This is a genomic window from Collinsella sp. An268 (genome assembly GCF_002159765.1).
Classification (GTDB): Bacteria; Actinomycetota; Coriobacteriia; order Coriobacteriales; family Coriobacteriaceae; genus Coprousia.
This window is the reverse complement of record NZ_NFJH01000002.1, coordinates 257,393-265,889: the sequence shown is the minus strand read 5'-3', so window position 1 is coordinate 265,889 and position 8,497 is coordinate 257,393. Positions and strand designations below refer to the sequence as shown.

Sequence of the window (8,497 nt, the reverse complement as noted above, 5' to 3'; positions counted from 1 at the left end):
CGAGTGGGGTTCGAGGCGCTACCTGGACGTGACTCTGCTGGAGGGGTAGCCGCACCGGACGGCGGGCCTATGGGACTGTCGGAAAGTGCGCAAGATTCTTGACGGTACCCATGAAGTCCGGCACGCTGATCTTGGGCGGGATGCCGGCCGGCATGTGCACGTGGTCCGGCATCAGGTGCCCCCCTATTATCTCGACCCCCTTCCAGCGGCACAGGTCCCGAAAGATCTGCGCCGGGTCCCTGCGGTACTCGTTGTAGATGGCCTTTCGCCTATACTTTGGCGAGAGCACGATGCGGTACTTGCAGAGCCACTTCGTGTGAGCGAGGCTGTTGGCCGGCGGCCACCTTCCCCTCGGGGCCGGCGACCCGAGCAATCACCATGCTAGAGGGGGAGGTATCCTGTTGCGTAGCAAAGGTGGGGTCCATCCGCTGAGCGAGTGGATTTCCATGCCGCGCGAAGGGCGCGCGGCACAGGATTGAGGACGCATATTAACAGCTGAGGGACTTGGGATACCCCGAGCCCCTCAGCTGTTTTTATAAGAATCATAGTTATAGTTCGAGCGCTTCGTTGAGATATGAGATAATGGCATCTCCATACCCAGCGCCAACTGCCCAGCGACCGCCTAATGCTTTGACGGTTGTAGCGCAGCCACGCTGGACATAGTTAAAACGAGGATCCACAACGGGGTTAACCAAACCGTCAGTCGATGCATATGCTTTGAGATGCTGCACTTGAGCTCGAATTCCCGTACGAACGTCCTTGAAACTATTTCCGTGTGCACCATTTCCCGTGGCACCTATACCAGCAAAATTGCACTGATCGGGCGATACGTCGCCTCCAAAACGGAGCCAATTCGTCTCATGCATTGCCTGAGCGAAAACAACGTCCGCCCTGACGCCCTCCACGCTGGCCTCCTCAACGATCGTCTGAACAAACTGCTCTATGGTCGAAGCTCCTTTACTTGAGTATACATCGCTAGGGTAGCTAGCGTATTTCTTAAACTGCGCCACCATCTGCTGCGCTGTTACTCTAGTGGAGCCCATTATCGGCTGATCGTCGTTCTGCAGAAACGCATTGGATTCGCTACCGGGAGCATCAGTTCCTTTGGCAACTAGAGCAATCTGAACCGCCTGTGCAGACTTGGCATATCCTTGCGTACCTGCGCTAGCGCCATTTTTTGCCCAACCAAGCCATCCGTAATCGGTCACATGCAGACGGTAATACACATCATATGTATCGGCAGCCTTGCCTGTTAGTTTGATCTGCAGGGCCTCGATGGGTAGCGCCCTGCCTGTAGTACCGGCCTGAACACCACCGTTCACCCAGTCCTGCCATCCAATGTTACGCACATGCGCTCTTACCATGACATCGCCGTCTGTAGCACCGGGACCCAAAGATACTTTCAGCGCTTCCATCGGCAGGTTTCTTCCCGTGGTACCGGCTTCGGCGCCGTCATTCACAGATGACTGCCAGCCGATTTCGGAAACATGGGCCTGATAGGTGATATATTTCGTTCTGAAAGCGTCATCCGTGCTTCCGGGCGCACTCTCGTCATTGGGAACTAGCTTGATTTCCAAAGCCTCTATACCGTATGCGAAACCCTGACTTCCGGCATCTTCGCCGTTCTTTGCCCAGCCAAGCCACCCGAAGTTCGATACGTGCGTACGATAATAGATATCGTACTGCTCCTTCAGCTCACCGGTCAGTTCGATGCGCACTGCCTCCACTTGAAGCGCACGCCCGGTAGTGCCGGCCGTCTGTGAATCTTCAACGGGGTCCATCCACCCAATATTCATCACATGCGCCTGTACCCTGACCCCTCCCGATACTTTTGGATTCTCGATACGCACCTGCAGCGCCTCAACAGGCAAGCCACGTCCCGTTGTGCCGGCAAGTCCAGATGTCCAATTCTGCCAACCAATATCACGCACATGAGCGCGATACGTAATGGCGGTTGGTTCATTTGCCTTATCTCGGAACACGTCCTCGGTTGAGCCCGGTGCACTGGAACCTTTATTGACAAGTACGACTTCTATCGCCTGAAGCCCATATCCATAACCACTACTGCCAGCACTTTCTCCATTCTTTGCCCAACCAAGCCAGCCGATTTCTGTAACATGGGCGCGATAATACACATCATAAGAATTCGCCGCGGAGCCAGTCAACTGAATCTGCACCGCTTGGAGCGGGGTATTCCGCCCCGTCGCGCCTAGCTGTTCCCCGTCAGCAACCCAGTCAGTCCATGAGCCCTCAATGTTGGCCTTATATTCAATACCGCCCATGACCGCCGGTCCGTTCAACAGGCTCAAGGTTATGGCCTCAACGTTGAGATTCTTTCCTGTCGTTCCGGAAACCTTATGGTCATACACCGTATCTTCCCATCCAATATTGGATACATGGGAAGTAACGGCAACCGAGGCTTGCGCACGGGCAGCCTCATCCTTGCCTAGGTTGTATTGTTCAGCAACGCCTGTTGCATCGGCAATACCGAGTTGCGTCTGGTTGCTAGCCAAAACAGCGGCATCGGCCGCATTCGAGATAAAAGCGTGCTCGACGATAATGGCTGGGATACCGTACTTGCGGGAATTTCGAATGACACCGTAGTAATCAGCCATGCTCCCATCTGGATAGAGGTTCGAACCATCGTCGGAGTATCCATAGTCGCGGAACTTCACGCCACGATTCGTTAAACCAAGTTGCGTAAGCTTAGAGAGGATTCTGCTTCCTAAGTCAGAACCAACCTGATGCGCATCGCTGTTGAAGGAGCTGCTATTAGGCGCCCAGACCTCTGCACCGCGTACGTCTGCGCCGGAGTTGCAATGAACGCTGACGAAGACGTCTGCGCCAACGGTCTTCGCTCTGTCGGCGCGTTCCTGAAGGCTCGGATTCTCATTCTCCGCTCGTGTTAGATACGCCGTTACGCCCGTATACGTATCCAATTCAGTTTTAAACGCTTGGGCTATTCCCCAATTAACGTTCTTCTCCTGCAAACCGTTGCCAACTGCGCCAACATCACCGCCGCCATGGCCGGGATCAATAGCCACTACGAGATAGTCCTCCCTCGTGGTGGAAACAGCCGCTCGGCCACGCGCGGCGTTCACAGAAGGAGCCGTCGCCGTTTCATGACTTTCCGCAACACCACCGGCATCCGCCGAATTGAGGGCATCCTCTACGGAGTCCGCGGCATATAGCTCGCCATCCTCATCGATGGTAATCGCAGATACACCGTCCTCCGATCCGCTCTCCGCAAGTGTGTCAGCGAGGTCAGGCGTGACGACCTCATACGTATAATCGTTTGCATCGTTAGCGTCATCATCGAATCTGACTTCGTATTGCTGGTCTGAGTTGGAGAGCGAGTAAGAAACGCTTTGCAGCGTATACGAATCAGCCGTATCAGCCGTTGCGTATGGAATAGTGAACAACGCGGACTGGTCTACAACATTGGCTGCTTCATAGGTCGAGATCTCGCCATTCGAAGAGACGATGGCGAGACGCGCGGATACCACATCATCCTCGAGATTAGTGAACCCAATCGCCACGTTCTGCGTCTCACCGATCTTCACCATGCCGTAGTCGATATATACAAACTCGACATGACTAATATCTGCCGCGAGGGGCTGTACAACTTCTGCGGTCTCGGTAGCGACCTCGTCCTCAAACACGGTGGACTCAACGAGTTGCACTTCGTCGTCATGTTGTCCGCTCGCCCTATCGTCCGGATTTGTCTGCGGCTCGATTTCACTAGACAACGCCCCATCAGGCACATCGGGGGAATCTTCAGCATCTTGAAGAGCGTCTGAAGCCGCCACAATACCCACCGACTCTACTTGCGACGTTGTTGCGGCAAGTGCTGCAACGGGGGCAAAAGCCTGACCGTACATCAGGATATACGCCAGCAAGCAAGCAACGAACTTTCTAGCACGCTTCATCTTCGTTGTCCCCTCTCGCCCCTTGACCGCTTGCGGACTCCTTACCGCAGTTCATGTCGAACTCAATAAGAGCAATCCTTTGCGTTAGATTCTTGATCTTCAAAGTTTGCTTGCTGGCAATAACACTAAGTGACAGCGCAATGGCAAGCAGGCAAAACAGGCCCACGAAAAAGATGAAGTTCGAAGGGGTTTCAAAGCCTAAGGCCCCAGAAATGCTGAACAGAGCATCAGGGAATAGAGAACTCAGGATAAGAGCAACGACTAGAACAAGCCAAAGCAGCGAATATTTCAATAGTAACTGCTCGCGTGACACTAATCGCGCGACATAAAGCGCGAGAAGAACACAGAAGACGATAACGATGATCTGCAGTAAGAATGACATGTTCTACGCCTCCTTATCATGACGAGAAAAGCAGGCAATGATAATGGCGAGGGACACCTTTATCATGTAGTACACGCTCGCGAGTGCATTAATGGATGAGACCCCTCCCTGCCTCTCATGCATGATTACGGGAATCTCTTTGACCACAAAGCTAGATTTTGCCGCAACAGCAATTGATTCTGGCTCGGGATAATCAATGGGATAGCTGGAACAGAACGCGTCAATTGCCCTTTTCCCGCACGCTCTAAACCCGCTTGTGGGATCAGTGACAGTAATGCCAGCGAACACTTTTAGGAAGCCTGAGAGCCACGTCTTCCCCACTCTGCGCATTATCGTCGACTTGAAGCCGTCTGTCTGCCCCAAAAAACGCGAACCGATAGCTAAATCGGCACCAGCCTCAATTGCTTCAACGAGGTTGTCGAGATAACGAGCGTCATGCTGACCGTCACCATCGAACTGAATATCGATATCATAACCGTGGCGCTGAGCGAATTTATGCCCCGCTTGGACAGCTCCACCGATGCCTAGGTTCTGCGGTAGATCAAGAACGCGGATGTTATTGTTTCTGCAAACATTGAGCGTATTATCACGCGAACCATCATTAACTACGATGTACTCGTAACCGGCATCAATCACATGTTCAACCGTATCAACAATGTTTTCTTCCTCGTTGTATGCGGGAATAACAACCAGCACACGAGAGTTATGCATATGGCCCCTTCCGCCAACCATACTTACAGCATTTAGCGAGCATTATGAACGACCAAGTGTTCCTCACCCTGCAGGAACGTCAGAACATGACAAAAGAACTAGATGCCCCTTCTTCAACAGAAGGGGCATCTATCAACAATTATCTTATAACCACCGCTTGTGCCCCGCGCATGGAGTACAGCAGATTGAATCTGCTGGCGTCTAGAGTGACGTAGCCCGATATAGAGTCCGCAATATGCACAAGGTTGCTTGCTCGATCAAAACCCCGCAATACCACTGTATGAGAGTTGGTGACCGTAAAATATTCCTTTCCGTTGTACCACTGCCTTGCATAAATTGGGCCCATATTGGCCTGCCCGATGGTGGACCAAACAATCACCGGATTACCCTCCTGAATTTGCGCATACATCCCATCAAGAGAAGCTCCGGAGATGTCGTAGGCACGCCTGGAGTCGCCGCGTTGGGATAAGAACGCGTTGGCTGCGTTGACAATACCGGGAGCTGACGTGCAATTACCTGAAGAGCTATGAGGGTTACCCCAGAACGCTGTCACAAAATCCGTAGAGCTACGCGGAAGATACTGGTCTGCAATGGTGGTCTTCGCCAATCCAAATCCGTAGTAGTTCAGATCATTAGTGAGAGCAACTGATTCACAGCCCGTCGGCAGCTCAGGATACTGCATAAGACAGGGGACGCCAAGTAAGGCAGCGTTGACACGAATCGGTTTATCACGGAAAGCGTTTGCGGTGGAGCCGGGGGCCGCAGCACCCTTGGCTGTAACTCGGACTTCAAAGGCCTCCATCCGATAGCCGATAGAACCGGTACCTGCTTGCCCTCCGTTCTTTGCCCAGCCAAGCCATCCATATTCCTCAACATACGCCCGGTACCAAACGTCGTAATAGTTCTCCGCCTGTCCTGTCAGGTGAATCTTAATTGCCTCAATCTGCTTCGATTTGTCAATTGATCCAGCGTCATCACCGGAATAAACATCACTCATCCAGCCGATGTCTTGCACATGGACACTATAGGCGATCTCACCAGAAACTGGAGAATCAAAGGTTAATCGCACAGAGGTGATTGGCGTCGCCTGTCCCGTTGTGCCTGAGAGCGAACCACCAGATACAGCTGGCTGCCAAGTCGAATGGACGTACGACTGGTAAGATACGCCTGCTAGGGGGATATACGCAGGAACATCGGATTCAGGAGCATCCTCTCCCTTGGGAATCAATTTAACTTGAAATGCCTCGACAGGGCGATTCAGCCCAGTCGTACCCGCGGGTTCACCATTTCTAGCCCATCCCAGCCAGCCATATTCCGAAGAATGCACTCGATATATGACGTCATAAGTGACAGCAACATCTCCCGACAACGAAACCTTCAGCGCCTCGATGCTCAAGACCCTTCCCGTTGTACCGGATAGCTCGCCTGCCGTAACATAGTCCTGCCATCCAATCTCAGACACATGGGCAGAAACTTCGATACCCCCTTGTTCGGGACCGACCAGGCCCACTCGCAACGCTTCGACAGGCTTAGCCCTGCCGGTCGTTCCAGCAATAGCACCGTCGGATACCAATGGCTGCCAACCGATGTCCCGACTGTGGGCTTGGTACACTACACCGACCTGATCGTATTTCACCACTCGATACGCATCTGACGTCTCTCCAGGAGCTTCCCCTCCCTTTGTAACAAGACATATTTCCAAACAGTTCACCCCGGAGGCGTCGCCCTCAGATCCCGCAGCGCCACCATTGACAGCCCAGCCACTCCAACCGTAGTTATTGGAATGCACGCGATACCAGACATCGTAAGCATCGGCAAGTTCTCCAGACAGTTCGATCTCTACGCCCTCGATCTGCTTGCCGTCCCGCAGAGAAGTTACTTGGGCGCCGTCGGACGACCACGCATCATCCCAATTACCAAACTGCCTACGTACACGATACGATATAGATCCCGTACGAATCTGATTGTCAACCCTGAAGGAGACGGATTGAAGAGGCTCAGCATCGACAGCACCTACTACCGCTGATTCGCCCTCTGTGGAAAACGCCGCCGTTCCAGTAACAGAATAAGCAGATACTTTTAGCACCTCATAATTACCCAGATAGCTATCGGCTGTAGGACCGGGCGCCGATTGACCCTTGTTACTGAGAACTATCTCTATCGCTTCTACAGAGGCGTTTTTTCCCGTTGTGCCGGCAGCGGCGCCGTTAGATGCCCAGCCCATCCAGCCGATGCCTGAAACATGAACGCGGTACCACACATCATATGCTTGTGCAATTTCACCGGAAAGCTTTAGCTGTATCGCTTCGATATGCTTTGCCTGCCCGGTGGTCCCACAAGAACCGTCGCTCCAATCCTGCCATCCAATATCTTGCACATGTGCACGTGCTGCAATGGCGCCATCGTGACCATACCAGATAGTATGGATATTGAGAGCCTCGACGGGCAACGCTCTGCCAGTCGTCCCCGCCGTCACGCCGTCCGCAACGTTCTGTTGCCATCCAACATTCTGTACATGTGCCTGATAATGCACCGAGGGTGGGTCATCTGCACGATCTTTAAACGGGACCTCGGTATCTCCCGGAGCGGGCGCATCTTTTGGCACAAGCTGTACCACAACGGCTTCCACAGGATTACCGTAGCCCACAGAACCTGCATTTTCCCCGTTGGATGCCCAGTCCAACCATCCAAAGCTGGAAGCGTAAACACGGTACCAGATGTCAAAGCGCTCGGCCAGATTTCCATCAAGGCTAATGGCCACGGCTTCTATTGCCTTACCCTCCCCCGTCGTCCCAGCAACCTCGTTACCCGAACAAGGCTCCATCCAACCGATATCCGAAACGTGAACGACGATCTGCATATCTGTCGCATCTGCACCCGTCAAATCAAATTGAAGAGCCTCGATCGCCAGCGCGCGGCCAACAGTCCCCGCCACATTTTCCTGAGCTACAGGCTCTTGCCAACCAAGTTCCGAAACATGAGCTGCGTAGCTAAGAGAGATGTCTTCATCAGCAGATGGGTCTTCAGGGTTGTGCGCGTCATCCGTAACGGATTCATCCTTTACAGGCAGGTCGTTGCCTTCTGCAGGTCCGTCGTTCAAAACATCGTCAACGACCTCCCCGTCCGCAGAGGGGCTATTCCCAGCAGCATCGTTATCAATTTCAGATTCCGCCTCATTGGACGGAGGCACGGTGCCCTCTGTGTCAATTTGACTGGAAGAGAGGCTATCCGGATCAGATGCAGCTAAAGTGTTCGAGCTCCCGTTAGCCTCTTCGCCACCTTCTTCATGCAGATTTCCTTCACTATATTCTAGGCTTACACTCGGCACATCCTGAGCGGAGTACTCTAAGGCACTCGCTGAAAAAGGATAAATTGCCGCCGAAAGGAAGAGGATGCCAGAAGCGCACCAGATTCCCGCACGACGAAAGATGAATCTAGCCATCAACCGTTTTCTCATCTATCCCCCAAAAGAGGG

Annotated in this window: 4 protein-coding genes and 1 pseudogene; all 5 read right to left on the bottom strand. The window is 53.1% G+C overall.

The genetic code is table 11. The annotated features are described in order from the left end of the window. Positions 1–97 precede the first annotated feature (97 nt). A pseudogene (tnpA, locus tag B5F70_RS03075) lies at positions 98–373 on the bottom strand (IS200/IS605 family transposase); the annotation flags it as partial. Positions 374–548: 175 nt separating this feature from the next. Next, entirely contained in the window at positions 549–3,929 is a 3,381-nt protein-coding gene (locus B5F70_RS03070; RefSeq protein WP_087204091.1) for an N-acetylmuramoyl-L-alanine amidase, read from the bottom strand. Beyond that, the gene (locus B5F70_RS03065; protein WP_087204090.1) at positions 3,916–4,311 is read right to left on the bottom strand and encodes a DUF2304 domain-containing protein; all 396 of its coding nucleotides are present in this window, start codon (positions 4,309–4,311) and stop codon (positions 3,916–3,918) included. The genes B5F70_RS03070 and B5F70_RS03065 overlap by 14 nt, the downstream gene beginning before the upstream one ends. A gap of 3 nt (positions 4,312–4,314) precedes the next feature. After that, a complete protein-coding gene (locus B5F70_RS03060; RefSeq protein WP_087204089.1) occupies positions 4,315–5,022 on the bottom strand; it encodes a glycosyltransferase family 2 protein in 708 nt (235 codons plus the stop codon). A gap of 139 nt (positions 5,023–5,161) precedes the next feature. After that, positions 5,162–8,464: a C39 family peptidase gene (locus tag B5F70_RS03055; protein WP_158094918.1), complete on the bottom strand. Its 3,303-nt coding sequence runs from the start codon at positions 8,462–8,464 to the stop codon at positions 5,162–5,164. Positions 8,465–8,497 lie beyond the last annotated feature (33 nt).

What these genes read in the sequence shown, in the direction of transcription:
- B5F70_RS03060 (WP_087204089.1), bottom strand. Translation starts at nt 5,022, where the DNA reads ATGCATAACTCTCGTGTGCTGGTTGTTATTCCCGCATACAACGAGGAA.
- B5F70_RS03055 (WP_158094918.1), bottom strand. Translation starts at nt 8,464, where the DNA reads ATGGCTAGATTCATCTTTCGTCGTGCGGGAATCTGGTGCGCTTCTGGC.
- B5F70_RS03065 (WP_087204090.1), bottom strand. Translation starts at nt 4,311, where the DNA reads ATGTCATTCTTACTGCAGATCATCGTTATCGTCTTCTGTGTTCTTCTC.
- B5F70_RS03070 (WP_087204091.1), bottom strand. Translation starts at nt 3,929, where the DNA reads ATGAAGCGTGCTAGAAAGTTCGTTGCTTGCTTGCTGGCGTATATCCTG.